Here is a 24,610-nt window from a genome sequence, read left to right as displayed (position 1 = left end):
TTTTCGGCGCGGCTCCCGTTCCGGGGCGGAACGAGAGCGCTGAAGAAGTTGACGAGCCTTACCCCTGGCACTGACTACGCAGTTAGGGCTGCTTGGTTCCCCACCTGACCCGGTTGGCCACTTCACCATGCAGGGAGGCCCGTCAGGATCGATTCTAACCTCGCTCGCGTTGCCCCCTTCGCCGGGGCGGTGAATCGATCGATGAGAAACATCGAGGAGGCGGGCGCCGAAGCGTCCCTTCGCGGCTTTTAGAATGGGTGCAATGTCCTATATCGTGCTCGCCCGCAAGTTCCGTCCGAAAACCTTCGCTGAGATGGTCGGTCAGGGGCACGTGGTGCAGGCGCTCGAGAACGCGCTCACCACCCAGCGCCTGCATCACGCCTACCTGTTCACCGGCACGCGCGGCGTGGGCAAGACCACCGTCTCGCGCATCCTGGCCAAGTCGCTCAACTGCCAGGGCCCGGACGGGCAGGGCGGCATCACCGCCACGCCCTGCGGCGTGTGCCAGGCCTGCCGCGACATCGACGCCGGCCGCTTCGTCGACTACACCGAGCTCGACGCGGCCTCGAACCGCGGCGTGGACGAGGTGCAGTCGCTGCTCGAGCAGGCGGTCTACAAGCCGGTGCAGGGCCGCTTCAAGGTCTTCATGATCGACGAAGTGCACATGCTGACCAACACCGCGTTCAACGCGATGCTGAAGACGCTCGAGGAGCCGCCCGAGTACCTCAAGTTCGTGCTGGCCACCACCGATCCGCAGAAGGTGCCGGTCACGGTGCTGTCGCGCTGCCTGCAGTTCAACCTGCGCCCGATGGCGCCCGAGACGGTGCTCGAGCACCTGACCTCGGTGCTGCAGACCGAACAGGTGCCGGCCGAGCCGCAGGCGCTGCGCCTGCTCGCGCGCGCGGCACGCGGCTCGATGCGCGACGCGCTCTCGCTGACCGACCAGGCGATCGCCTTCGGCAACGGCGAGCTGGTCGAGGCCGGCGTGCGCCAGATGCTCGGCAGCGTCGACCGCGGCCATGTGTTCCGCCTGATCGAGGCGCTCGCGCAGGGCGACGGCAAGACCGTGGTCGAGACCTCCGAGGCGCTGCGCATCGACGGCATGTCGGCCGCCTCCACGCTCGAGGAGATGACCGCGGTGCTGCAGGCCATGGCGGTGCTGCAGGCCGTGCCTTCGCGCGCCGAGGCCGCCACGTCCGCCACCGATCCCGATGCGGCCGACACCGCGCGGCTCGCGCTGCTGATGCCGGCCGACGAAACGCAACTGCTCTACAGCCTGTGCCTGCACGGCCGCGGCGAGCTCGGCCTCGCACCCGACGAATACGCCGCGCTCACGATGGTGCTGCTGCGCTTGCTGGCGTTCAAGCCTGCGCAGAACGCGGCCGGCTCGGCCTCCGCGGAAAAAAAAACTCTGAATGAAGCCCCGGCGGCGGCGCCGGCACCCGTTGCCGCCCCCGTGCAGCCGCCGCGGCCGATCCCGGTGCGCAGCATGTCGGCCGAAGTGCCGCGTCCGGCGCCAAGTGCCGCACCTGCGCAACCGTCGACCGCCGCCCCCGCGGGCCACCGCTTGCCGGTCGTCGACCAGCCCGCGCGCCGGCCCGAGGCGCGTCCGCCCGAGGACGTGCCCGAACCCGATCCCGCCCAGGTGGTCGCCGTGCCGATGCGCGTGCAGCCGCCGCCCCGGCGCGCGCGACACGCCGCGCGATGGCGCTCAGGCCCCCGCCGCGCCGATCCCGCCGAGCGAGGAGGGCGATTTCTGGTTCGCCACGGTCACGCAGCTGATCGCGGCCGAGAGCATCGCCGCGCTCACGCGCGAACTCGCGCTGCAGTCGCAGCTGGTGGCGCGCGACACCGACCAGTGGCTGCTGCGCATCGAGCGCGAGTCGCTCAACCAGCCCTCGAGCCGCGAGAAGCTGATCGCCGCGCTGGCCGCGATCGGCCACGAGGTCAAGCTCGCGATCGAGGTCGGCGGCGTGGTCGACAGCCCGGCGCGCCGCAACAAGGCCGCCGCCGACGAGCGCCAGCGCATCGCCGAGGAGGCGATCCGCAGCGATCCCGAGATCCAGGCCCTGATGCGCGACTTCGACGCGAGGATCGTCCCGGGCTCGCTCAAACCGGCCTGAGCGGACGGGCCACGCGCAGCGGCGACAATCGGCCGTGGCCCTTGCGGCGGCGAGGCTTCGCCGCCCTCCGCGCTTCCATCTCTTATCCTTCCCCATCCACCCAACCGATCCACAGGACCAACGATGTTCAACAAAGGACAACTGGCCGGCCTCATGAAGCAGGCGCAGGCAATGCAGGACAACCTCAAGAAGGCCCAGGAAGAACTGGCCCACATCGAGGTCGAGGGCGAATCGGGCGCCGGCCTCGTCAAGGTCGTGATGACCTGCAAGCACGACGTCAAGCGCATCACCATCGACCCGAGCCTGCTGGCCGACGACAAGGACATGCTCGAGGACCTCGTGGCCGCCGCCTTCAATGCCGCCGTGCGCAAGGCCGAGGAGACCAGCGAGCAGAAGATGGGCAAGCTGACCGCCGGCATGCCGGGCCTGCCCCCGGGCATGAAGCTGCCGTTCTGATGCCGCCGCGCCACCAAGGCTGACGTGTCCGACGCCGGTTCCCTCGACGCGCTCGTCGATGCGCTGCGCCGCCTGCCGGGCGTGGGCGTCAAGTCGGCCTCGCGCATGGCCTTCCACCTGCTGCAGCACGACCGCGAGGGCGCGCAACTGCTCGCGCGCGCATTGCAGCAGGCGGCCGGGCAGGTGCGCCATTGCGAGCGCTGCAACACCTTCACCGAGATGCCGGTGTGCAACGTCTGCCTCGACGTGCGGCGCGACCCGACCAAGCTCTGCGTGGTCGAGACGCCGGCCGACCAGGCCGCGCTCGAACGCACCAACGCCTTCCGCGGCTACTACTTCGTGCTGATGGGCAAGCTCAGTCCGCTCGACGGCATCGGTCCCAAGGACCTGGGCCTGCAGAAGCTGTTCGAGCGCGCGCTCGACGGCACCGTGGCCGAGGTGATCCTCGCGACCAACTTCACGGCCGAGGGCGAGGCCACGGCGCACGTCATCGGCGATGCGCTGCGTCAGCGCGGCCTCACGGTCACGCGGCTCGCGCGCGGCGTGCCCGCGGGCAGCGAGCTCGAGTACGTGGACCTCGGCACCATCGCGCACGCGCTGGTCGACCGGCGCTGATCCCGCGGCGGCCACCGCCGCAGCGCGGCGCCCGTACCGCGCCGCGCATCCAGGAGATTCCGGAGACACCATGACCCTGTCGCTGCTCACCGTCGCCCACTGGTGCGTCTTCATCGCCTGCGGCCTGCCGTACCTCGCGGCCTGGATCGCCAAGGCCGGCGCCTTCCGTCCCAGCGACAACGCGCAGCCGCGCGACTGGGCCGCCAGGCAGGCGGGCTGGCGCGCGCGCGCCAATGCCGCGCAGGCCAACAGCTTCGAGGGCCTGCCCTTCTTCATCGGCGCGGTGCTCATCGCGCACCAGCTCGGCGCCGCGCAGCTGTGGATCGACCGCCTCGCGATCGCCTACGTGCTGCTGCGCGTGGCCTATCTCGCGCTCTACATCAAGGGCATCCCGGCGCTGCGCAGCGCGGTCTGGGCGGCCGCGTTCGTGGTCAACATCGCGATCCTGTTCCTCGCGAAGTAGCGCGACCGAACCCGGCCTTTTTCACTCTGTGAGAGGCCTTCATGCTTACGTGAAAACCCGCACGGGATGACCCCGATGCAGCGACCCTGCGCGCGCCCCTAAGCTCGATTCACTTTCGACGCACCCCAGAGCCACCCCAAGCCGCCGCAGGCCACGTTCCATGCTTCACCGCCGCACCCTCATCTCCGCCTCGGCCATCGCCGCCGCCACCATCGCGTTGCCGCGGGTGTTCGCGCAGCCGAAGCTGGAGAAAACCAAGATCTCGATCGCGGTCGGCGGCAAGGCGGCGTTCTACTACCTGCCGCTCACCATCTCCGAGCAGCTCGGCTACTTCAAGGCCGAGGGACTCGACGTCGAGATCTCCGACTTCGCGGGCGGCGCGCGTGCGCTGCAGGCGGTGGTCGGCGGCTCGGCCGACGTGTGCTCGGGTGCCTACGAGCACACCATCAACCTGCAGGCCAAGAACCAGTTCTTCCAGGCCTTCGTGCTGCAGGGCCGCGCACCGCAGATCGCGATGGGCGTGTCGACCAAGAACATGTCGAGCTATGCCGGCATCCCCGACCTCAAGGGCAAGAAGATCGGCGTCTCGGCGCCGGGCTCGTCGACCAACATGGTGGCCAACCTCGTGCTCTCGCGCGGCGGCCTCAAGGCCAGCGACGTGAGCTACATCGGCGTGGGCGTCGCCGCCGGCGCGCTCACCGCGCTGCGCTCGGGCCAGATCGACGCCATCAGCAACACCGACCCGGTGATGACCATGCTCGAGCAGAAGGGCGACGTGAAGATCATCAGCGACACCCGCACGCTCAAGGGCACGCAGCAGGTGTTCGGCGGGCCGATGCCGGCCGCCTGCCTCTACGCGCCGGTCGACTTCGTGCAGAAGAACCCCAACACCTGCCAGGCGCTGGCCAACGCGATCGTGCATGGCCTCAAGTGGCTGCAGACCGCGGGCCCGGGCGACATCATCAAGACCGTGCCCGAGACCTACCTGCTCGGCGACCGCGCGCTCTACCTCGCCTCGTTCGACAAGGTGCGCGAATCGATCGCGCCCGACGGCATCGTGCCGTCCGAAGGGCCCAAGACCGCGCTGGCCGCGATCGCGAGCTTCGATACTTCCGTCAAGGCCGACAAGATCGACCTCGCGAAAACCTACACCAACGATTTCGCACGGCGAGCGAAGGACAGGTTCAAGGCCTGACCTCGATGTCCCGCGACCCGGCTTCGGCCGGGTTTTTTCTGGGGGACGCGCACCGCCAGCCATCCAGTTCCGACATGTCCGACCACGCACTCGAACTCCTCTCGATCAGCTGCATCTTCCATTCGAAGGACGACCCCGGCCAGCGCTACACCGCGGTGGCCGACACCACCTTGCGCGTGCGCGCCGGCGAGTTCGTGTCGGTGGTCGGCCCCACGGGCTGCGGCAAGTCGACCCTGCTCAACATCGGCGCGGGGCTGCTGCAGCCTTCGTCCGGCACGGTCAAGGTGTTCGGCCAGCCGCTTTCGGGCATCAACGCGCGCGCGGGCTACATGTTCCAGACCGAGGCGCTGATGCCCTGGCGCAGCGCCATCGACAACGTGATGGTCGGGCTGCAATACCGCGGCGTGCCCGATGCGCAGGCGCGCCGCGAGGCCGAGGCCTGGCTCGCGCGCGTGGGCCTCTCGGGCTTCGGCGACCGCTATCCGCACCAGCTCTCGGGCGGCATGCGCAAGCGCGTGGCGCTGGCGCAGACGCTGGTGCTCGACCCCGACATCATCCTGATGGACGAGCCCTTCAGCGCGCTCGACATCCAGACCCGCCAGCTGATGGAGAACGAGGTGCTCGACCTGTGGAGCGCGAAGAAGAAGGCCGTGCTGTTCATCACCCATGACCTCGACGAGGCGATCGCGATGAGCGACCGCGTGGTGGTGCTCTCGGCCGGGCCGGCCACCCATCCGATCGGCGAGTTCGAGATCGACCTGCCGCGTCCGCGCGACGTGGCCGAGGTGCGCACCCAGCCGCGCTTCGTCGAGCTGCACACCCAGATCTGGGAAGTGCTGCGCGACGAGGTGCTCAAGGGCTACGCGCAGCAACTGAAGAAGGCCGCATGATGTCGCGCCTGGCCCTCAACGAACGCAATGCGCGCTTCTGGCAGCTGGTGCTGCTGGTCGTGATCCTGGTGGGCTGGCACCTGGCCTCGCGCAACCAGCAGGTGGCCTTCTTCCTCGGCGAGCCGATCCAGGTGGCCGGTCGCATCTGGAGCTGGTTCCTGCCCTTCGAGGTGCCGGCGAACCCGCTGTTCCCCGACGGGCTCAAGGGCAATGCCGACATCTACCTGCACCTGGGCACCACGCTGCTCGAAACCGTGCTGGCCTTCGGCATCGGCACCGTGCTGGGCCTGGGCTGCGGCCTGTGGCTCGCGCTCGCGCCCACCGCGAGCCTGATCCTCGATCCCTACATCAAGGCCGCCAACTCGATGCCGCGCGTGATCCTGGCGCCGATCTTCGCGCTGTGGTTCGGCCTCGGCATCTGGAGCAAGGTGGCGCTGGCGGTCACGCTGGTGTTCTTCATCGTGTTCTTCAACGTCTACCAGGGCGTGCGCGAGGTGAGCCCGGTGGTGCTGGCCAATGCGCGCATGCTGGGCGCCAACCAGCGCCAGCTGCTGCGCACCGTCTACCTGCCGAGCGCCACCAGCTGGGTGTTCTCGAGCCTGCACACCTCGGTGGGCCTGGCCTTCGTGGGCGCGGTGGTGGGCGAGTACCTGGGCTCGGCGCGCGGCGTCGGCTACCTGATCCTGCAGGCCGAGGGCACCTTCGACGTCAACACCGTGTTCGCGGGCATCGTGGTGCTGACGGCCTTCGCGCTCGCGCTCGACGCGCTGGTGGGCCTGATCGAGAAGCGGCTCATGAAGTGGCAGCCGCGCAGCGGCGAGACCGAGAAGCTCTAAGCCGCGCGGCCGTGTGCGGACGCCCTCAGGCGTTCTTGCCGTGCGCCTCGGCGTTGACCTGCACCAGCGCGCGGCCCGCGAAGATGCCGCCGGCCATCTCGAGCACCACGCGCTCCGCGTCGCGCCGCCGCAGTTCGTCGATCACCTCGTCGGCCTCGGTGTCGGAGGCACCGAGCGCCAGCACGCCCTGGCGGCCGAAGGCCATGGCCGATTCGAAGGTCTCGCGGATCTGGAAGTCGACGTTGAGCTTGCCGATCTCGAGCATGTGCTCGCGGTCGTAGGCGCGCACCAGCAGCTGCGCATGCGGGAACTCGGCCTTGAGCAGCTCGACGATGCGCGTGGTCGCGGCCTTGTCGTTCACGCACACCATGATGACGCGCGCGCCGTGGGCGCCGGCGGCATGCAGCACGTCGGCGCGCGAGCCGTCGCCGTAGTAGACCTTGAAACCGAACAGGGCGGCGACGCGGATCGCCTCGGTGTCGGTGTCGATGATCGAGATCGAGGCGCCGCGCGCCAGCGCGCCCTGCACCGCGATCTGGCCGAAGCGGCCGAAGCCGATCAGCAGCACATTGCCGACCAGGTCCTCGGCCTTGTCGATGCCGTCCATCGACGCGGCCGCGGCCGGCGCGAAGCGGCGGTGCGCGAGCACCACCAGCGGCGTGAGTGCCATCGAGAGCACCACCACCGCCGTCATGTTGGCGTTGACCACCGGGCTGATGACGCCCGCGGCGAGCGCGGAGGAGAACAGCACGAACGCGAACTCGCCGCCCTGGGCCATCAGCACCGCGCGGTCGAGCGCGTCGGCGCGCGAGCTCTTCGCGAGCCGCGCCACCACGTAGATGCACAGCGACTTCACGACCATCATCGAGAGCACCCCGGCCAGGATCAGCTGCCAGTTGCGCGCCACCACCGCGAGGTCGAGCGACATGCCCACGCCGATGAAGAACAGCCCGAGCAGGAGGCCGCGGAAGGGCTCGATGTCGGCCTCGAGCTGGTGGCGGAAGGTGGACTCGGACAGCAGCACGCCCGCGATGAAGGCGCCCATGGCCATCGAAAGGCCACCGAGTTGCATCAGCAGCGCGGCGCCCAGCACCACCAGCAGCGCGGCGGCGGTCATGACCTCGCGCGCCTTCGAGTTGGCGAGCACGCGGAACAGCGGGTTCAAGAGCCAGATGCCGGCCGCCACCAGCGCCGCGAGCGCGGCCAGCGCGATGCCCACGCCGACCCAGCGCGAGCCGGCCTCGACCGCGTGCTGCGTGGCGTCGGCCGGCGCGATGAAGGCCACGATGGCCAGCAGCGGCACGATCAGCAGGTCCTCGAACAGCAGCACGGCGACGATCTTCTGGCCGCGCGGCGCCGCGATGTCGCCGCGTTCGCCGAGCAACTGCATCACGATGGCGGTGGAGGTCAGCACGAAGCCCATCGCGCAGACGAAGGACACGGCGAGCGGGAAGCCGAAGGCCATGCCCACGCCGGTCAGCAGCAGGCCACAGACCACCACCTGCAGGCTGCCGAGGCCGAAGATGTCGCGCCGCATGCTCCACAGGTGCGAGGGCCGCATCTCGAGGCCGATCACGAACAGGAACATCACGACGCCGAGCTCGGCCGTGTGCAGGATGGTCTGGGGATCGGTGAAGAGGCCGAAGCCGAACGGGCCGATGGCCAGACCCGCGGCCAGGTAGCCCAGCACCGAGCCGAGCCCGATGCGCTTGAACAGCGGCACCGCGACCACCGCGGCCCCCAACAGCGTGACGACCTTGACGAGATCGCCCGCGCTTCCTTCCACTGCCATGTCGTGGCCCTCCTGATCTAGTTATCCATGACCGGCGCCGCGAAAGGCGATGCGCCGGTCTTGCCGCCGCTTCAGCGCTTCTTTTTCGAGGGCGTGCCGCCGCGCTTCTCGCGCACCACCTGCTTGCTCGGCGCGCTGGCCGGCACCTTGCTCACGTTGCTGCCGCGCTTGACCTGGACCACCGGGCGGCCGCGCGCGTTGCTGCGCGCCGCGGGGACCGGCACCCGAGCCGACGCGCGCGGCCGGGGCGGCACGCACCGGCAGGTAGACCACCACGCTGATGCCGCGCTTGAAGGCATGGTTGGGCTTGACGTCGTTCCACTCGGCGACGTTCGCGGGCTTGAGGTTGTAGCGGCGCGCGATGCTCGCCACGTTGTCGCTGCGGCCGGCCTTGACGGTGGTGCGGCGCGTGACGATCTCGGGCTGGAAGCTCAGGTGGCCGCTGTCGGCCACCACCGCCGCCACGTCTTCCTTGACGCGCGCGCCGCGCGGCACGATCAGCGTGGAGCCGGCCTTGATCAGCATGCGCGGCGGCACGTTGTTGAGCGCGCGCAGGTCCGACTCGCTCATGCCGGCGCGCTGGGCGGCGTCGGCCACGGTCATGGTGGTGGGCACGACCCAGGCGGTCCAGCTCGCGTACTGGCCCTGCGTGTAGGCGTCGAAGTTGCGCTGGAACACGGCGGCGTTGTCCCAGGGCAGCAGGATCTCGGAGGTGCCGGCGGCGATCAGCACCGGCTTGTGGGCGGCCGGGTTGAGCGCGCGGAAGTCCTCGATGCGCACGTCGGCGAGCTTGGCGGCCAGTTCCACGTCGAGGTCGCGCGTGAGCGGCACGGTCTGGAAGTAGGGGTGGTTCGCGATCACCGGCAGCTCGGCGTTGAAGGCCTGCGGGTTGGCGACGATGTTCTTCACCGCCTGCAGCTTGGGCACGTACATGCGGGTCTCGGCCGGCATCGTGAGGTCGCTGTAGGTGGTGGGCAGGCCCAGGCGCTGGTTCTTGGCGATGGCGCGGCTCACGCTGCCTTCGCCCCAGTTGTAGGCGGCCAGCGCGAGCTGCCAGTCGCCGAACATGTTGTAGAGCTTCTGCAGGTAGTCGAGCGCGGCGCGCGTGGAGGCCACCCACGTCGCGGCGGTCGTCGCGGAAGATGTTCTGCTTGAGGTCGAAGTCGGTGCCGGTGGCCGGCATGAACTGCCACATGCCGGCCGCGCGCGCGCTCGACACGGCCTGCGGATTGAAGGCGCTCTCGATGTAGGGCAGCAGCGCCAGCTCGGTGGGCATGTTGCGCCGCTCGAGTTCCTCGACGATGTGGAAGATGTACTTGTTCGAGCGCTCGGTCATGCGCTGGATGTAGTCGGGCCGGCTCGCATACCACTGCTCGCGATCGCGCACCAGGTCGCTGTCGAGGTCGGGCATCTTGAAGCCGCGGCGGATGCGGTCCCACATGTCGGCCGGCGGGGCCAGCGTGACCACGCTCTGCGAGCGCGCCTCGCTGCTGGCGATGGGGGCGAGCTGGCCGCTCGGGTAGATGGGCGCGGCGCGGCCGGCGGCGAGGGAGCCGGTGCCGCCGGCGGTGGGGGGAAGGAGGGGGAAGGGGAGGAAGACGAGGAAGAGGGGGTGCCGGTGCCCGCGCAGCCGGCGAGCAACAGGATGCCTGCAAGGCAGGCGGCAGCGGTGAGTTTCATCGGAAGTCGTTTTTCCATTGGCGCAGCGCGGCGAACACGTCGGCTTCGCCCGCTTCGGGGGACAGCTCGGCATGCGCGCGCACCGCTCGAAGGACAGTGGCTTCGCGGCTGCGAAGAAAGGGGTTGATCCGGCGTTCGAGGGCCAGCTGCGACGGCAGCGTGGGCTCGCCCTGGGCGCGCAGGCTTTCGCAACGCGCCCGGTACTGAGTCAGGTCGGTGTTGCCGGGTTCCACCGCCTGGGCGAAGCGCAGGTTAGAAAGTGTGTATTCGTGGGCGCAGCATACGCGGGTGTCGCCGGGCAGCGCGGCGAGCGCGTCGAGCGAGGCCAGCATCTGCGCGGGCGTGCCCTCGAACAGGCGGCCGCAGCCGCCGGAGAACAGGGTGTCGCCGCAGAACAGCAGCGGCGCGCGGCCCTCGGCGGCTGGCAGGAAGTAGGCGATGTGGCCGGCCGTGTGGCCCGGCACGTCGATCACTTCGAAGCGCAGGCCCAGCGCGTCTGCATGGTCGCCCTGCACCAGCGGCGCGTAGGGCTCGGGGATGCGCTCGTGCCTCGGCCCCCCACGGCGGCGCCGGTGGCGGCGCGCAGTTCGGCCACGCCGCCCGTGTGATCGGCGTGATGGTGCGTGACTAGAATCGCGGCCAGTTGCAGCTTGCCGCTTGCCAGTGCGTCGAGCACCGGCCGGGCATCGCCCGGGTCCACCACGATCGCGTTGGACCCGTCCTGCAGCATCCAGATGTAGTTGTCGGCGAAGGCGGGCAGCGGAACGAGGGTCATGAGCGGTCAAATTATAGGTTTGCAGGAGTGGTTCGCGACCCCCCCCGGACGCTACCTTCTCGCCTGGGAACAAGCCCAGTTCGACCAGGCCGTGGCCGACGTGTTCGGCTACCACGCGCTGCAGCTCGGGGCCGCCCAGGTCGAGGGCCTGCGCGCCAACCGCATGCCGCATCGCTGGCTCGCGCTCGACGATCCGGCGCACCTGGCGCATGCGCCGCAGGCCGTGCTGCTGACCGATTTCGCGGCGCTGCCGTTCGCGGCCAACAGCCTCGACCTGGTGGTGCTGCCGCATGCGCTCGAGCTCAGCCCCGATCCGCACGCCACGCTGCGCGAGGTCGAGCGGGTGCTGGTGCCCGAGGGCCGGGTGGTGATCTGCGGGCTCAACCCGACCAGCCTCTGGGGCATGCGGCAGCGCCGCGCGCACCTGTACCGGCGCCTGGGCTTCGGCGAACTCTTCCTGCCCGAGGGCGGCGAGTTGATCGGCTACTGGCGCATGCGCGACTGGCTGCGCCTCTTGAGCTTCGAGGTCGAGTCGGGCCGCTTCGGCGTCTACCGGCCGTCCGCGCGCAGCGAGGCCTGGCTCGAGCGCAGCCGCTGGATGGACGTGGCCGGCGAGCGCTGGTGGCCGATCTTCGGCGCGGCCTACTTCCTGGTGGCGGTCAAGCGCGTGCGCGGCATGCGTTTGCTGAGCCCCGAATGGCGCCGCGCCAGCGCCCGCGCCACGGCGCCGGTGCCGATAGCGGGCAAGGTGCACCGCGAAGGACGCCGAGCCGAGAGCGAATGATGAATATCGACAGTGAAGAAATGAAGGAACAGAGAGCTTGAACGAAGTCGTGATCTACACCGATGGTGCCTGCAAGGGCAATCCCGGCCCCGGAGGCTGGGGCGCCTGGCTCAAGTCGGGCCCCACCGAGAAGGAGCTGTTCGGCGGCGAGCTGAACACCACCAACAACCGCATGGAGCTCACGGCCGTGATCGAAGGCCTGAGCGCGCTCAAGCGGCCCTGCAAGGTCACGCTCTACCTCGACAGCCAGTACGTGCGCCAGGGCATCACCGAATGGATCCGCGGCTGGAAGGCCAAGGGCTGGCTCACCTCGACCAAGCAGCCGGTGAAGAATGTCGAGCTCTGGCAGCGGCTGGACAAGCTGGTGCAGGAGGGCGGCCACGCCATCGAGTGGCGCTGGGTCAAGGGCCATTCGGGCGACCCGGGCAACGAGCGCGCCGACATGCTGGCCAACAAGGGCGTGGACAAGGCGCTCGGCCGCGGCTGAGCGCGCGGCTGGACACGCGGCGACTACGGGTCAGCCCTCAGAGGGAAGCGGGGCCCGCGCGCTCGAGTGCGCGGGCAGGCCTCGGCAAGGGCATGGATGTTGCTTGAGGCGTTGCGATGGCCATCGAGAGATGGTTTCCAACCCTTCGCTCGCAGCATGCACATCGACTACTCCACCGACACGGTCGACGACGCCCAGCGCTTTGCCTACTGGAGCGACGTGGTGTGCCAGCACCTGATCCCGGCCAAGAGCGTGGTGCCCGACCGCCAGCATTTCAACGCGCGCTTCAAGCTGCGCTCGCTCGGCAAGCTCGCGCTGGCCGAGATGTCCTCGCCGCGCCATGTCTGGGAGCGCGATGCCCAGCATTTGCGCAGCGGCCCCAACGAGGACTTCATGCTGAGCCTGATGGTGTCGGGCCACGGCGTGCTCTCGCAGTCGGGGCGGGAAGTGGTGCAGCGCAACGGCGACATCGTGCTCTACGACGCCGCGCGGCCCTTCAGCTTCGACCTCGCGCCCGAGTCCACGCTGCTGGTTCGCATTCCGCGCCGGCAACTGCTGTGCCGTTTTCCCGAGGCCCACAACCTCACGGCGATGCACTTGGCCGAGGGCCATCCCACGGCGCGGCTGCTCGGCCACATGATCCGCGAGGCGGCGAGCCTCGAGCTCTCGGGTAGCGAGGCCATGGAGGCCAGCCTCGCGGGCTCGATGCTCGACATGCTCTCGGCCGTGCTGCAGGTGCAGAGCGACGGCGCCGAGGCCGCGCTGTCCTCGCATGCCCAGCTCTACCAGCGCACGCGCGAGTACATCGCCGCGCACCTCGACGACTGCGAGCTCGACGTGGAGCAGATCGCCGCGGCGCAGCACGTGTCGGCGCGCACGCTGGCGCGCGTGTTCGCCGAACACGGCAGCACGCCGATCCAGCACCTGTGGAAGCAGCGCCTCGAGGCCAGCCATGCGGCGCTCAGCGAAGGCCGGGTGCGGCAGGTCACGCAGGCCGCGTTCCAGCACGGCTTCAGCGATCTCTCGCATTTCTGCCGCGTGTTCAAGAAGGCCTACGGCGTGACGCCGCAGACCCTGTTGCGCCGCCACTGAGCGCGGCGCTGCGCGGCTGGCGGTTCCAGCCCATCGCGATGGCAGGCGCAGCCAAGCCGCGAACGGCGTCGTTGCCTATCGTGAAGCCAGCCCCCCGACGGGCGCTTCACGCAAGGAAACGACGATGCCTTCCTCCCCCTCCGATCCATCCGACCCATCCGGTACACCGCCGGCGATCGACACCGCCGCGCTGGCGCGCTGCGCCGGCCTCGAACTGAGCCCCGAGCGGCTGGCCGCGGTCGATGCCGTGCTACAGGCATGGATCCCCGCCGCCCATGCGCTCAGCGCGCAGATGAGCGATCCCGCGCGGCAGGCGCTGATGCCGGTCACGGCCTTCACGCATGCGCACGAGCTGCCGGAGGAGGGTGCATGAACGACATCGCGAACTTGGGCCTCGCCGAAGCGGCGCGCCTGGTGCGCGCGCGCCAGGTCTCGCCCGTGGAACTGGTCGAGGCCTCGCTCGCGCGCATCCGCGCCCACGACGGCGTTCTCAGGTCCTTCATCACCGTGTTCGAGGAACAGGCGCTGCAGGTCGCGCGCGCGGCCGAGATGCTGTCGGCCGCGGGCCACGAGCTCGGACCGCTGCACGGCGTGCCGCTGGCGCTCAAGGACAACGTCGCGCTGCGCGGCAGCCGCACCACGGCCGGCAGCAAGCTGCTGGCCGACTGGGTGCCCGAGGCCGACGCCACTGTCGCCACACGGTTGCGCCAGGCCGGCGCGCTGTTCATCGGCAAGACCAACATGCACGAGTTCGCCTGGGGCGGCACCTCGGCCAACCCGCACTACGGCGCGGTGCGCAACCCCTGGGACACCGATCGCTTCCCGGCCGGCTCCAGCGGCGGCTCGGCCGTGGCGGTGGCCGCGCGCCTGTGCTTCGGCGCCATCGGCACCGACACCGGCGGCTCGATCCGGCTACCCTCGGCCATCAACGGCATCGTCGGGCTGCGGCCCACCTATGGCCGGGTCAGCAACCACGGCGTGATCCCGCTGGCCTGGAGCATGGACACGGTGGGCCCGATGGCCCGCAGCGTGGAGGACTGCGCGCTGATGTTCGGCGCCATCGCGGGCTTCGATCCGAAGGACGCGGCCAGCGCGCCGCGCGCGGTGGACGACTACCTGCAGGACCTCGAGGGCGGCTGCCGCCACCTGCGCATCGGCATCGTGCCGGGCTATTTCTTCGAGCACCTGCAGGCGCCGGTGCACGACGCCGTGAAGGCCGCGATCGCGGCATTCGTCGAACTCGGCGCGCAGGTGGTCGAGGTCGACATCGGCCACATCCACGGCAACATCTCGGCCCAGCTCACCATCGAGTCGGCCGAGCCCAGCACCTACCACCAGCGCAACCTGCGCGAGCGGCCCGGCGACTACGGCGACGACGTGCGCACGCTGCTCGAGGCCGGCGAGATGCTGCTGGCCACCCACTACCTGCAGGCGCAGCGCTACCGTGCCTTGTTGCGCGCCGAGTTCCTCGAGGCCTTCCGCCGCGTCGACGTGTTCGTCTGTCCCTCGCTGCCCTTCGCGGCCACGCGCATCGGCGAAACCAGCGTGGAGATCGAGCCGGGCCGGCCCGAAGACATGCTGTCCGCGATCATGCAGTTCACCGGCGTGGCCAGCCTCACGGGCCTGCCCTCGCTCAACGTGCCCTGCGGCTTCGATCCCGATGGCCTGCCGATCGGCATGCAACTGATCGGCCGACCCTTCGCCGAGGCCGCGCTGCTGCGCGCGGGCCATGCGTTCCAGCAGGCCACCGACTTCCACCGCCGCGCGCCCGCGCTGGCCTGAAAGCGCCAACCCACCCACGACTGGCCGCGCCAGCACATCGCGATGGCGCTGCGAGCCAAGCCGCGAAGGCGGTGCTTCTATACCTTCGACGTCGGCGTCTTCCTACAGGCCGACCCCTTTTCCATCCACAACGAACGGAGCCTCCACACCATGCCGAACACCGATCTGCACTACCTCGAACTGCTCGAAGTCGGCCGCCTGATCCAGTCGAAGGAACTCTCGAGCGTCGAGGTCACGCAGGCCCAGCTCGACCGCATCGGGCAGGTCGACGGCGGCCTGCGCAGCTATGTGCGCGTGATGGCCGACTCGGCGCTGGCCGAGGCCAGGCGTGCCGATGCCGAGATCGCGCGCGGCGAATCGCGCGGCCCGCTGCACGGCGTGCCGGTGGCGGTGAAGGACCTGTGCTGGACCGCGGGCGTGCCCACGGCCGCGGGCATGACGCTCTACCAGGACTTCGTGCCCGAGGTCGACGGCACCGTGGTGCGCAAGCTGCGCGAGGCCGGCGCGCCGATCCTCGGCAAGCTGCAACTCACCGAGAGCGCCTATGCCGACCACCATCCGAGCGTGTCGCCGCCGGTCAATCCCTGGAATGCGGCGCACTGGCCGGGCGTGTCCTCGAGCGGCTCGGGCGTGGCCACCGCGGCGGGCCTGTGCTACGGCTCGCTGGGCACCGACACGGGAGGATCGATCCGCTTTCCCTCGGCCGCCAACGGCCTCACGGGCCTGAAGCCGACCTGGGGCCGCGTGAGCCGCCATGGCGCCTTCGAGCTCGCCGCCACGCTCGACCACATCGGCCCGATGACGCGCAGCGCCGCCGATGCCGGCGCGATGCTCGGCGCCATCGCGGGCGCCGACGCGAACGATCCCACCGCCAGCCTGCTGCCGGTGCCCGACTACCTGGCCGACATCGGCCGGGGCCTGGCCGGGCTGCGCGTGGGCATCGACCTGCGCTGGGCCACCGAGGGCGTGGACGCGCCGACGCGCGAGGTCTTCGATGCCGCCGTCGCCGCGGTGAAGACGCTGGGCGGCGAACTGCGCGAGGTGCGCTTTCCCGATCCGGCGCAGGCGCTGGCCGACTGGTTCCCGCTGTGCGGCATCGAGGCCGCGGTGGTGCACGAGAAGACCTATCCGGCGCGCAAGGAGATGTACGGCCCGGCCGTGGCCGGCCTGATCGAGCTGGGCCTGGCGCAAAGCGGCACCGACTACCAGAAGATCGTGCTGCACCGCCACGATTTCAGCGGCCGCGTGCGCGCGATGTTCGAGGACATCGACCTGCTGTTGATCCCGGCCACGGGCATCGCTTCGCCGACCATGGAGCGCATGGCGCAGATGGGCGTCGATGCCGAGCTGATGGCCGCGATGCTGCGCTACACCTGTCCCTTCGACATGACCGGCAGCCCCACGATCACGCTGCCCGGCGGCTTCACGCCCGCGGGCATGCCGGTGGCCTTCCAGTTCGTGTCGCGCCACTTCGACGAGGCGCTGCTGGTGCGCGCCGGCGCGGCCTTCCAGCAGCTCACCGACTGGCACCGCCGCCACCCCGCGCTGTGAGCGCCGCGGGCTTCCCATTCCTTCGTTCTCCCTCGTTCTTTTCTCCTTCCCTCGAAAGCACCACCATGACACTACGCAATGCGCTTCTCTCCCTGGGCTGCACGCTGGCGCTGGCCACCTCGGCGATGGCCGCCGATCCGCTGAAGATCGGCCTGATGGAAGACGTCTCGGGCGACCTCGCCGTGCTCGGCAAGCCCAAGCTCAACGGCTCGCTGCTGGCCGTGGAGGAGATCAACAAGGCCGGCGGCATCATGGGCCGCCAGATCGAGCTGATCCACCTCGATCCGCAGGGCGACAACGCGCGCTACCAGGAGTTCACGCGGCGCCTCCTGAGCAAGGACAAGGTCGACCTGCTGATCGGCGGCATCACCTCGGCCTCGCGCGAGGCGGTGCGCCCGATCGTCGACCGCACGCAGACCCCGTACTTCTATACCAACCAGTACGAGGGCGGCGTGTGCGACGCCAACATGATCAGCATGGGCGCGGTGCCCGAGCAGCAGTTCTCCACGCTGATCCCCTACATGGTCCAGACCTTCGGCAAGAAGGTCTACGTGGTGGCCGCCGACTACAACTTCGGCCAGATCTCCGCCGAGTGGAACCGCACCATCCTCAAGGACCTGGGCGGCACCGTGGTGGGCGAGGAGTTCATCCCGCTGGGCGTGTCGCAGTTCGCGCAGACGATCCAGAACATCCAGAAGGCCAAGCCCGACTGGCTCTTGATGCTCAACGTGGGGGCGGCGCAGGATTCCTTCTTCGAACAGGCCGCGGCCGCCAAGCTGAACCTGCCGATGGGCTCGTCGGTGAAGGTGATGCTGGGCTTCGAGCACAAGCGCTTCGCGCCGCCCGCGCTCAACCGCATGCATGCCACGGCCAACTGGTTCGAGGAGATCGACACGCCCGCGGCCACCGAGTTCAAGAAGCGCTGGCACGCCAAGTTCCCGAACGAGCCCTACATCAACGACATGGGCTACAACGCCTACAACGCGCTCTACATGTACAAGGCGCTGGTGGAGAAGGCCAAGTCGACCAAGCTGGCCGACCTGCGCAAGGTGATCGCCACCGGCGACGCCTGCATCGAGTCCGCCGAGGGCAAGATCTGCATCGATCCCAAGAGTCAGCACGTGTCGCACCAGATGCGGCTGATCTCGGTCGACGACAAGCATGCGGTGAAGGTGCTCAAGGACTACGCGACCATCCAGCCCTACTGGCTCGGCCAGATCGGCTGCGACCTGACGAAGAAGAACGACCGCAAGCAATACACGCCCTCGGACCTGCCGAAGAAGTCCTGAGCGTGTCCGCAGCAGCCAGCCACTGACCGGGAGCCGCGGTGTTCGCCGAAATCTTCTCCTTCCTCTACCAGTTCGCCGACGTGTTCGCGTTCCTCATCCTTTCCGCGGCCGGCCTGGCCGTGGTGTTCGGGATGATGGGCGTGATCAACATGGCGCACGGCGAGTTCATCATGTGCGGCGCCTACGTCACCGTGGGCCTGGTGCACGGCGGGCTGCCGCTGCCGCTCGCGCAGCTGTGCGGCACGCTCGCGGCCGGCCTGATCGGCATGGCCGTGGAGTGGAGCCTGGTGCGCAAGCTCTACAAGCGGCCGCTCGACTCGCTGCTCGCCACCTTCGGCCTGAGCCTGATCGTCACGCAGGGCATGCTGCTGGTGTTCGGCTCCACGCTCGCGGGCGTGGGCACGCCCGAGGGCAGCTTCAGCGTGGGCGGCTACAGCTTCTCGGTCTACCGGCTGGTGCTGTTCGGGGCCGCGGTGGCGGTGCTCGGCGGCATCTACCTGGTCTTCATGCGCACCCGCTTCGGCGTGCATGCGCGCGCCACCATGCAGAACGCCTCGATCGCGCAGGCCACCGGCGTGCGCGTGGGCCGCGTGTACGCGCTGAGCTTCGGCATCGGTGCCGGCCTCGCGGGGCTGTGCGGCGCGCTCTATGCGCCGACCATGACCCTGATCCCGACCATGGGCGCGGCCTTCCTGGTCGAGAGCTTCGTCACCGTGGTGGTGGGCGGCGCCAACGTGCTGCTGGGCACCGCGCCGGCCGGCATCCTGCTCGCGGTCATCCGCACCGGCCTCAACGGCTGGGGCGGCCAGATCGTGGGCCAGATCGGAATGCTGCTGGCGGTGATCGTGGTGATCCGCATCCTGCCCGAAGGGGTGTCGGGCTGGCTGGCCCGGCGCACCCGCTGAACGGTGTCTTCCCCTGCACGGAGTCCTTCTCGCATGTTCCAACTCATCAACGGGCCGCAGACGCTGGGCGCCAGCCGCGTCTTCTGGCTTCCCTTCCTCGCCGTGCTGGTCCTGGTGCTCGCATACCCGGCCGTCGCCGATTCCTACGACGTCGGCAACATGGCCTATCTGCTGACCTGGACCTTCATGGCCATGGGCCTGTGCCTGGTCTGGGGCTACGGCGGCATGCTGTCCTTCGGCCAGACCTTCTTCTTCGGCGTGGCCGGCTACGGCTACGGCGTGCTGGCCACCAACCTGGGCGGCGAGTCGGGCACCACCTTCCTCGCGCTGGCGCTGGCGCTCGGCCTGGCCGCGCTGGCGGCGGCGGTGCTCGGCTACTTCATGATCTGGGGCCGCGTGGGCGGCGTGTTCTTCGGCATCGTCACCTTGTCGGCCACGCTGGTGCTGGCCTTCTTCCTCGGCCAGACGGCCGGGCCCGAATGGCACATCGGCAACGCGCGGCTCAACGGCTTCAACGGCATGAAGGACATGGCGCCGTTGAACATCCCGTGGTTCGGCGGCGAGCCGCTGTTCTTCGAGGGCGTGGCGCTGTACTACCTGGTGGTGGCGCTGATCCTCGTGGTCTACCTGGGCCTGCGCATCCTGCTGAACTCGCGCTTCGGCAACGTGGTGGTGGCGGTGCGCGAGGACCCGCAGCGCGCCGAGCTGCTCGGCTACGACGTGCGCAAGTACCAGCTCGCCACCTTCGTGATCGGCTCCGCGCTGGCGGGTCTGAGCGGCGTGCTCTACACCTCCTGGGGCCAGTTCATCACGCCCGCGAGCATCGGCTTGCCGGCCGCGGCGATGCCGATCGTCTGGGTCGCGTTCTCGGGCCGCGGCGACATCACGGCCACGCTGGTCGGGTCCTTCCTCGTGCTCTGGGCCTTCCAGGCGCTGACGGTCTACAGCCAGCAGGCGGCGCTGCTGCTGATGGGCGCGATGCTGCTGTGCACCGTGATGGTGGCGCCGCAGGGCTTCGTGATCGGCGTGGCGAACGCGGTGCGGCGGCTGTTCGCGCGGCGCGGCGCGGCCAAGCCTGCGGCACCGTCGAAGCTGCCCGAAGCCACGACCGCGGAGGTGCGCGCATGAACGAGGTCTTGTTGCAGACCCACGGCCTGTCGAAGCGCTTCGGCGGCCATGCGGCGGTGTCGGAGGTCGACCTCTCGGTGCGCCGCGGCGAGATCCATTGCCTGATCGGGCCCAACGGCGCGGGCAAGAGCACGCTGTTCAAGCTGATCGTCGGCACCCACGAAGCGAGCGAGGGGCGCATCGAGTTCCAGGGCCGCGAGGTGACCGGCGAGCGGCCCTACCAGCGCGTGCAGCAGGGCATGAGCATCAAGATGCAGGCGCCCAGCGTGTTCCGCGAACTGCCGGTGCGGCAGAACATCCACATCGCGCTGCAGCACCATGCGCGGCTGGCCGAGCTGCGGCGCGAGGAGGACCGGCTGCTCGAGCTGCTGGACCTCGCGGCCGATGCCGACAAGCCCGCGGGCGAGCTGGCCCACGGCCAGCAGCAATGGCTGGAGATCGGCATGGCGCTGGCGCTCAAGCCGGTGCTGCTGCTGATGGACGAGCCCACGGCGGGGCTGTCGCCCGAGGAGACCTTCAAGACCGGCGAGCTGATCCAGAAGCTCAATGCCGAGGGCATGACGGTGCTGGTGGTCGAGCACGACATGGCCTTCATCCGCCAGATCGCGCAGCGCGTGACCGTGCTGCACTTCGGCAAGGTGTTCGCCGAGGGCTCGATCGCCGAGGTGATCGCCGATCCCGCGCGTGGCCGAGATCTACCTGGGGAAGACGCATGAACACCACTGAGACCGTGCTCGAGATCCGCGGCCTGCAGGCCGGCTATGGCGCCACGCCGATCCTCCAGGGCGTCGACCTGACGGTGGGCAAGGGCGAGATCGTGGCGCTGATCGGGCGCAACGGCGTGGGCAAGACCACCACCATGCGCTGCCTCATGGGCCTCTTGCGCACGCGCGGCGGCGGCATCCGCTTCCTGGGGCGCGACATCGAGACCCTGGCCAGCGATGCGCGCGCGCGACTGGGCATCGGCTATGTGCCGCAGGGGCGCGAGGTGTTCCCGCGCATGACCGTGGCCGAGAACCTGATGGTGGGCGAGTTGATCGGCGGGCCGCGCGGCCGCAAGCAGCCCGAGCTGGTCTACCAGTACTTCCCGCGCCTGGCCGAGCGGCGCGACCAGCTCGCGGGCACCATGTCGGGCGGCGAGCAGCAGCAGCTCGCCATCGGCCGCGCGCTGGTGGGCAACCCGGCGCTGATGCTGCTCGACGAACCCTCGGAAGGCATCCAGCCCTCGATCGTGCAGCTGATCTGCGACGTGCTGCGCGCGATCCGGCGCGACCTCGGCACCACCATCCTCTTCGTCGAGCAGAACCTCGACACCATCCTCGACGTGGGCGAGCGCGCTTACGTGATGGAGAAGGGCCGCATCGTCGGGCGCATCGAGCCCGGCGCCATGAACGCGCAGGCGGTGCGCGAGCACCTCTCGCTGTGAAGCAACCCCAAAGGAGACCCAATCCATGAGCTGGCTCGAACGATCGATCATGCAGACGCGCGGCGAGGGCCGCAGCCGCAGCGTGGCCACCCACGAACTCACCGAGGCGAAGCAGGGCACCTACCACTTCACCATCGGTCCCTACACCCAGCCCGTGCTGACGGTGAAGCCCGGCGACCGCATCGTGGTCGAGACGCGCGATGCCTTCGACGGCAAGGTCAGGACCGAGCAGGACCTGCCCTCGAAGGTGCTGACCATGCCCTTCGTCAATCCGCAGAACGGCCCGATCATGATCGAGGGCGCCGAGCCCGGCGACGCGATCGCGGTGCACATCGAATCGATGGCGCCGCGCGGGCCCAACCCGCGCGGCACCTGCTGCATGATCCCGGACTTCGGCGCGCTGAGCGGCACCGCCTTCACCGCGCTGCTGAACCAGCCGCTGCCCGAGACCGTGCGCAAGATCGACGTGGACGAGGAGGGCGTGTACTGGAGCAAGCGCGTCACGCTGCCGTACCGCCCGCACATCGGCACGCTGAGCTGCTCGCCCGAGCTCGACTCCATCAACAGCCTCACGCCCGACCAGCACGGCGGCAACATGGACCTGCCCGACATGGGCCCGGGCAGCATCACCTACCTGCCGGTGCGCACGCCGGGCGGGCGGCTGTTCATCGGCGACGCCCACGCCTGCCAGGGCGACGGCGAGGTCTGCGGCACCGCGGTCGAGTACCCGAGCCTCACGACCATCCGCGTCGACCTGATCAAGGGCTGGAAGCTCGAGTGGCCGCGGCTGGAGACCGAGGCCATGATCATGGCCATCGGCAGCGCCCGCCCGCTCGAGGACGCCACCCGCATCGCCTACAAGGAACTGGTGCTGTGGATGGAGGCCGAGTACGGCTACGACCGCTGGGACGCCTACATGATGCTGAGCCAGTGCGGCAAGGTGCGGCTGGGCAACTTCGTGGATCCGAAGTACACGGTGGGGGCGGGGATCTCGAAGGAGTATCTGGCGCCCTGAGTCCGCTCAGGCCGCGGGCCTGGCGCGCCGCTTCGGCGCCATCGTCGCGGCCCCGCGCCGCACCGCCTCGGCGAACTCGGCCAGGATCGGCGGGCGCTCCATGCCGTCGCGGCGCAGGAACAGGCCGAAAGACGGCAAGCTCACCTTCGGCGCGACGGCGAGCCGGCGCACGCCGCCGCGCGCGATCTCGTCGATCGCATGCTCCAGCCGCACCGCGCACAGCAGCGACGGATCGCGGCGCAGCACCGCGCCGACCGTCACCGACGACAGGGCCTCGACGACCGGCATCGGCGGCGTCGCGCCGTCGTTGAGGAAGGCCGTCATGAAGGCCTGCCGCACCAGCGTCTCGCGCGGCGGCAGTACCCAGGAGGCCTGGGCCAGGTCGGCCCAGCGCAGCTTGCGCCGGGCGCCGTCGTCGTTGCCGGGGTGAGCGGTGGAGGCGAGCACGCAGAGTTCGTCCTCGAGCAGCACCACGGGCTCGAGCCGCGGCGCGATGTCGCTCGCGGACAGCTCGGGCGTGATGGCGCCGAAGACGCAGTCGAGCTCGCCCTCGAGCAGCCGTTCGATCAGCTCGTGGACGCGGCCCTCGCGCAGCAGCACGGCGGCGCCCGGCACGCGTCGGCGCAGCTCGGCGATGGCGGCCGGGATGGTGGCGGTGACGGAGGGCGCGCCGACCCGCAGCACCGCCGCGGCGCCGCCCTGCAGCGCGTCGACGTCCTCGGTGGCGCGCGCGAGTTCGTTGAGCACCGCCCGCGCGCGAAACACGGCGCTCGCGCCCAGCGCGTTGGCGTGGATGCCCTGGTGGCTGCGCTCGAACAGCCGCGCGCCGAAGCAGCCCTCGATCTCGCCGAGCATCTTGCTGATCGCGGGCTGGCTCAGGTGCAGCCGTGCCGCCGCGCCGCGCATGGTGGCGGTCTCGGAGAGCGCGGCGAGCAGCTCGAGGTGCCGCAGGCGCAGCTTGCGCACGAGATGGTGGGTCTTGGCGTCCATGGGCATTCCCGGTGTCGGAGGCGATAGCTGATCGTGATCGCTCCCTCACGATTATCGAATTTTCAAGAATAGGGGAAGGGGATAAGGTCCGGGCCGATGAACACCGAGACAACGACCGATATAACGACCGAGACATCCGGCCCCGCGGCACCGCTGGCGGGAGTGCGCGTGATCGACATGGGCAGTACATCGCCGGCCCGGGCGCGGCGATGGTGCTGGCCGAGCTGGGCGCCGAGGTCATCAAGATCGAGCCGATCGCGGGCGACCAGGCGCGCCACATCGGGCGCTACGGCGAGTCGATGATCCGGGCCTACAGCCGCGGCAAGCGCTCGATTGCGCTCGACCTCAAGAGCGAGGCCGGGCGCGCGGTCGCGTGGCGGCTGATCGAGGGCAGCGACGTGCTGATCCAGAACCTGCGCCCGGGCGCGGTGGAAGCCCTGGGCTTCGGGCCGGAGCCGGTGCGCGAGCGCTTCCCGAAGCTGATCTACCTCTCGATCTCGGGCTTCGGCAACCGCGGGCCCTCGAGCGCGCGTCCCGGCTACGACGTGGCCGCGCAGGCCGAGAGCGGGCTGATGTCGGTGACGGGCGAGCCGGACCGGCTGCCGCAGAAGGTGGGCGTGCCGGTCATCGACGCGGCCGCGGGGCACCTGGGCGCGCAGGCGGTGCTGGCGGCGCTCTATGGCCGCACGCGCACCGGCCGGGGCGAGACGCTGCGCACCTCGCTGCTCGAGGTGGCGCTGCACCTGCAGGCCACCACCTGGTGCGACTACCTGGGCGGCGCGCCCGAGCCGACGCGCATCGGCGACGGCCAGCCGAACAACGCGCCAGCCGCCGAGGTGGTGCCCACGCGCGACGGGCATATCGTGCTGTCGGCCTATGCGGACGAGCACTGGGCGCGCTTTTGCCGCGTCGTGGGGCGCGAGGCGCTCGCGGACGATCCGCGCTTTCGCAGCAACGCCCTGCGCGTGCGGCATCGCACCGAACTGCGCGCGGTGCTGCGCGAGTGCCTGTCTGCCTTCACCAGCGAGGAGTGCGTGGCGCTGCTGAGCCGCAACCAGATCGTCGTCGGCGCGGTGCGCAGCTACCGGCAGGTGCTCGACAGCGAGGACGTGCAGGCCAGCGGCATGCTGGTCGATGCGGTCGCGGCCGACGGCAGTCGCTACCCCTCGCTTGCCTTGCCCTACAGCCTCGGCGACGCGCCGCGCGCCCGGCCGCGCGCCGCCTCCGCCTGCGGCGCGGACACCGACGAGGTGCTGGGCGCGCTGGGTTTCGGCGCGCAGGAAATCGCCGAGCTGCGCCGCGACGGCGCCGTGGCCTGAGCGCCGGATGAGAGAGA

General features: G+C 69.9%; 21 protein-coding genes, 1 other RNA gene and 3 pseudogenes. 20 read left to right on the top strand and 5 right to left on the bottom strand.

Annotated elements, in window-relative coordinates:
- Nucleotides 1-47 precede the first annotated feature (47 nt).
- An RNA gene (gene ffs / locus ACHMXE_RS29600) (signal recognition particle sRNA small type) lies at nucleotides 48-144 on the bottom strand.
- A 118-nt stretch (nucleotides 145-262) separates the two neighbouring features.
- Between ffs and dnaX the strand changes: the two are divergent.
- From dnaX to ACHMXE_RS29565, 7 genes and pseudogenes are all read left to right on the top strand, one after another.
- Nucleotides 263-2,123: pseudogene (gene dnaX / locus ACHMXE_RS29595) on the top strand (DNA polymerase III subunit gamma/tau).
- 123 nt (nucleotides 2,124-2,246) lie between these two features.
- Nucleotides 2,247-2,579 carry a YbaB/EbfC family nucleoid-associated protein gene (locus tag ACHMXE_RS29590; protein WP_007836669.1) on the top strand — a complete coding sequence of 111 codons (333 nt, stop codon included), beginning with the start codon at nucleotides 2,247-2,249 and terminating at the stop codon, nucleotides 2,577-2,579.
- 24 nt (nucleotides 2,580-2,603) lie between these two features.
- Complete coding sequence (recR, locus tag ACHMXE_RS29585) at nucleotides 2,604-3,194, top strand: recombination mediator RecR (RefSeq protein ID WP_057594213.1); 591 nt, start codon at nucleotides 2,604-2,606, stop codon at nucleotides 3,192-3,194.
- Between the two features lie 70 nt (nucleotides 3,195-3,264).
- Entirely contained in the window at nucleotides 3,265-3,657 is a 393-nt protein-coding gene (locus ACHMXE_RS29580) for an MAPEG family protein (protein ID WP_395347723.1), read from the top strand.
- Between the two features lie 160 nt (nucleotides 3,658-3,817).
- Complete coding sequence (locus ACHMXE_RS29575; RefSeq protein WP_395347721.1) at nucleotides 3,818-4,852, top strand: ABC transporter substrate-binding protein; 1,035 nt, start codon at nucleotides 3,818-3,820, stop codon at nucleotides 4,850-4,852.
- A gap of 74 nt (nucleotides 4,853-4,926) precedes the next feature.
- Nucleotides 4,927-5,742, top strand: coding sequence for an ABC transporter ATP-binding protein (locus tag ACHMXE_RS29570; RefSeq protein ID WP_209540658.1), 816 nt, complete (start codon nucleotides 4,927-4,929; stop codon nucleotides 5,740-5,742).
- The gene (locus ACHMXE_RS29565; RefSeq protein WP_057594209.1) at nucleotides 5,739-6,578 is read left to right on the top strand and encodes an ABC transporter permease; all 840 of its coding nucleotides are present in this window, start codon (nucleotides 5,739-5,741) and stop codon (nucleotides 6,576-6,578) included. Before ACHMXE_RS29570 ends, ACHMXE_RS29565 begins: the two co-directional genes overlap by 4 nt.
- A gap of 25 nt (nucleotides 6,579-6,603) precedes the next feature.
- On the opposite strand, the gene ACHMXE_RS29560 is transcribed toward ACHMXE_RS29565, so the two are convergent.
- From ACHMXE_RS29560 to gloB, 3 genes and pseudogenes are all read right to left on the bottom strand, one after another.
- The gene (locus tag ACHMXE_RS29560) at nucleotides 6,604-8,370 is read right to left on the bottom strand and encodes a monovalent cation:proton antiporter-2 (CPA2) family protein (RefSeq protein ID WP_395347719.1); all 1,767 of its coding nucleotides are present in this window, start codon (nucleotides 8,368-8,370) and stop codon (nucleotides 6,604-6,606) included.
- A 71-nt stretch (nucleotides 8,371-8,441) separates the two neighbouring features.
- Nucleotides 8,442-10,050 (bottom strand): annotated as a pseudogene (locus ACHMXE_RS29555) (transglycosylase SLT domain-containing protein).
- Nucleotides 10,047-10,825 (bottom strand): annotated as a pseudogene (gene gloB / locus ACHMXE_RS29550) (hydroxyacylglutathione hydrolase). The pseudogenes ACHMXE_RS29555 and gloB overlap by 4 nt, the downstream one beginning before the upstream one ends.
- A gap of 19 nt (nucleotides 10,826-10,844) precedes the next feature.
- Between gloB and ACHMXE_RS29545 the strand changes: the two are divergent.
- The 12 genes from ACHMXE_RS29545 to ACHMXE_RS29490 all read left to right on the top strand — a co-directional run bounded on the left by ACHMXE_RS29545 (nucleotide 10,845) and on the right by ACHMXE_RS29490 (nucleotide 22,284).
- A complete protein-coding gene (locus ACHMXE_RS29545; protein WP_395352857.1) occupies nucleotides 10,845-11,609 on the top strand; it encodes a class I SAM-dependent methyltransferase in 765 nt (254 codons plus the stop codon).
- Between the two features lie 37 nt (nucleotides 11,610-11,646).
- Nucleotides 11,647-12,096 (top strand): ribonuclease HI, encoded by a 450-nt coding sequence (rnhA, locus tag ACHMXE_RS29540; protein ID WP_395347717.1) that lies wholly within the window; start codon nucleotides 11,647-11,649, stop codon nucleotides 12,094-12,096.
- A 156-nt stretch (nucleotides 12,097-12,252) separates the two neighbouring features.
- Nucleotides 12,253-13,188 (top strand): helix-turn-helix domain-containing protein, encoded by a 936-nt coding sequence (locus tag ACHMXE_RS29535; RefSeq protein ID WP_395347716.1) that lies wholly within the window; start codon nucleotides 12,253-12,255, stop codon nucleotides 13,186-13,188.
- 124 nt (nucleotides 13,189-13,312) lie between these two features.
- The gene (locus ACHMXE_RS29530; protein ID WP_395347714.1) at nucleotides 13,313-13,561 is read left to right on the top strand and encodes a hypothetical protein; all 249 of its coding nucleotides are present in this window, start codon (nucleotides 13,313-13,315) and stop codon (nucleotides 13,559-13,561) included.
- Nucleotides 13,558-14,970, top strand: a complete 1,413-nt coding sequence (locus tag ACHMXE_RS29525; protein ID WP_395347713.1) for an amidase — start codon at nucleotides 13,558-13,560, stop codon at nucleotides 14,968-14,970. Before ACHMXE_RS29530 ends, ACHMXE_RS29525 begins: the two co-directional genes overlap by 4 nt.
- Before the next feature lie 150 nt (nucleotides 14,971-15,120).
- On the top strand, nucleotides 15,121-16,521 hold the full coding sequence (locus ACHMXE_RS29520; protein ID WP_395347712.1) for an amidase: 1,401 nt from the start codon (nucleotides 15,121-15,123) through the stop codon (nucleotides 16,519-16,521).
- A gap of 65 nt (nucleotides 16,522-16,586) precedes the next feature.
- Entirely contained in the window at nucleotides 16,587-17,810 is a 1,224-nt protein-coding gene (locus ACHMXE_RS29515) for an urea ABC transporter substrate-binding protein (RefSeq protein WP_395347710.1), read from the top strand.
- Nucleotides 17,811-17,848: 38 nt separating this feature from the next.
- The gene (locus ACHMXE_RS29510; protein WP_395347708.1) at nucleotides 17,849-18,715 is read left to right on the top strand and encodes a branched-chain amino acid ABC transporter permease; all 867 of its coding nucleotides are present in this window, start codon (nucleotides 17,849-17,851) and stop codon (nucleotides 18,713-18,715) included.
- A 33-nt stretch (nucleotides 18,716-18,748) separates the two neighbouring features.
- Nucleotides 18,749-19,843 (top strand): branched-chain amino acid ABC transporter permease, encoded by a 1,095-nt coding sequence (locus ACHMXE_RS29505; RefSeq protein ID WP_395347706.1) that lies wholly within the window; start codon nucleotides 18,749-18,751, stop codon nucleotides 19,841-19,843.
- Nucleotides 19,840-20,559, top strand: a complete 720-nt coding sequence (locus tag ACHMXE_RS29500; protein WP_395347705.1) for an ABC transporter ATP-binding protein — start codon at nucleotides 19,840-19,842, stop codon at nucleotides 20,557-20,559. Before ACHMXE_RS29505 ends, ACHMXE_RS29500 begins: the two co-directional genes overlap by 4 nt.
- Nucleotides 20,556-21,269 carry an ABC transporter ATP-binding protein gene (locus tag ACHMXE_RS29495; protein WP_203205638.1) on the top strand — a complete coding sequence of 238 codons (714 nt, stop codon included), beginning with the start codon at nucleotides 20,556-20,558 and terminating at the stop codon, nucleotides 21,267-21,269. Before ACHMXE_RS29500 ends, ACHMXE_RS29495 begins: the two co-directional genes overlap by 4 nt.
- Nucleotides 21,270-21,294: 25 nt before the next feature.
- Complete coding sequence (locus tag ACHMXE_RS29490) at nucleotides 21,295-22,284, top strand: acetamidase/formamidase family protein (RefSeq protein ID WP_209540647.1); 990 nt, start codon at nucleotides 21,295-21,297, stop codon at nucleotides 22,282-22,284.
- Nucleotides 22,285-22,290: 6 nt separating this feature from the next.
- Here ACHMXE_RS29490 and ACHMXE_RS29485 read toward each other — a convergent pair whose 3' ends face one another.
- The gene (locus tag ACHMXE_RS29485) at nucleotides 22,291-23,274 is read right to left on the bottom strand and encodes a LysR substrate-binding domain-containing protein (protein WP_203205639.1); all 984 of its coding nucleotides are present in this window, start codon (nucleotides 23,272-23,274) and stop codon (nucleotides 22,291-22,293) included.
- A 209-nt stretch (nucleotides 23,275-23,483) separates the two neighbouring features.
- Between ACHMXE_RS29485 and ACHMXE_RS29480 the strand changes: the two genes are divergently transcribed.
- Entirely contained in the window at nucleotides 23,484-24,593 is a 1,110-nt protein-coding gene (locus ACHMXE_RS29480; RefSeq protein WP_395347704.1) for a CaiB/BaiF CoA transferase family protein, read from the top strand.
- The last annotated feature ends 17 nt before the right edge of the window (nucleotides 24,594-24,610 follow it).

This window comes from Variovorax sp. UC122_21, from assembly GCF_044056785.1.
Lineage (GTDB): Bacteria > Pseudomonadota > Gammaproteobacteria > Burkholderiales > Burkholderiaceae_C > Variovorax.
Note: the sequence above shows the minus strand (reverse complement) of the source record. Positions and strands in the feature narration are given on the sequence as shown.